This window comes from Shewanella pneumatophori, from assembly GCF_023283895.1.
Lineage (GTDB): Bacteria > Pseudomonadota > Gammaproteobacteria > Enterobacterales > Shewanellaceae > Shewanella > Shewanella pneumatophori.
The window spans coordinates 1-1,255 of record NZ_JAKILB010000033.1 but is presented as its reverse complement, the minus strand read 5'-3'; the positions used below and the strand labels follow the sequence as shown (position 1 = coordinate 1,255).

The window sequence follows — 1,255 nt, the reverse complement described above, 5'->3', positions numbered from 1 at the left end:
TATTGTGGCTTAATAAACCTGTACACCGATATGAGGTAAACTCTCCTTAATATGGAACGGTGTAAAAGTAATGAAGACTCAACCAACTTACTCAACAGAATTTAAGATTGATGCAGCTAACCTTGTCATTAATCAAGGCTATACCATTCGTGAAGCCTGTCAGGCTACCGGTGTAGGCCCAACAGCGATGAGACGTTGGGTTATCCAACTAAAGCAAGAATTTGAAGGAATTACTCCAATAGCTAATGCTATGACTCCAGAGCAAAAGCGCATTCAAGAGCTTGAAGCTCAAATTAAGAAAATTGAATGGGAGAAAGACATCCTAAAAAAGGCTACCGCTCTCTTAATGCAAGACAGCATCAAACGATAGCATTAATTGAATCGTTATCGAGAGAGCAAAACAGTGTTAAACCACTTTGTGACTTATTTGAAGTTCCGAGAAGCAGCTATCATTACCACCTAAAACACCGTGAATTAATAAAACCAGAGCGTGAGTTATTGCTCAAAAAAGCGATTGATATACATAGTGATAGTCGCGGTTCTGCAGGAGCTAGAACGATAGCTGGTCAACTTAATCAACTAGGTGAAAATGTTGGTCGTTATAAGGCGGCAAGTTTAATGAGAGATGCAGGGCTTAGCAGTAGCCAGCCCAGAAAACATCGTTATAAGGTTGCAAATGACGAATCTAAAATTGCACCTAATTTATTAAAGCGACAGTTTAACGTTGAAGCCATAAACCAGGTTTGGTGTGGCGATGTAACTTACGTTTGGTCAGGGACAAAGTGGCTCTATCTAGCTGTTGTAATGGATTTATACGCCAGAAAGATAGTCGGCTGGGCGTGCTCAGAGAGTCCAAATACTGATTTAACTTGTGCAGCTTTAAGAATGGCATTTGAACAGCGAGGACGTCCTAAAAATCTGATATTTCACTCAGACCAAGGGTGTCATTACAGCAGCCTGCAATATCGACAAATGTTGTGGAAATATCAAATCACTCAAAGCATGAGCCGAAGAGGGAATTGCTGGGATAACGCGGTGATAGAGCGATTTTTTAGAAGCTTTAAAACAGAGTGGATGCCTAAATATGGCTATAACAGTTTTAAGGAAGCCGAGTTTGACTGCATCAACTATATCTTGAAACACTACAATACAAAACGGGGTCATAGTTATAATAACTACATGACACCAACAGCAGCTGAGATGGCCGCGTAAATACGCATCCCCTGTTGGTGTACAGTTTTAGTTGACCACATCA

General features: G+C 40.6%; 1 protein-coding gene. It reads left to right on the top strand.

The annotated features are described in order from the left end of the window. Positions 1–70 precede the first annotated feature (70 nt). Positions 71–1,212, top strand: a protein-coding gene (locus L2740_RS21360) for an IS3 family transposase (RefSeq protein WP_420833553.1) whose coding sequence is annotated in 2 segments (ribosomal slippage) — positions 71–332 and positions 332–1,212 — 1,143 coding nt in all. Because the reading frame shifts where the segments join, the coding sequence is not laid out codon by codon here. The last annotated feature ends 43 nt before the right edge of the window (positions 1,213–1,255 follow it).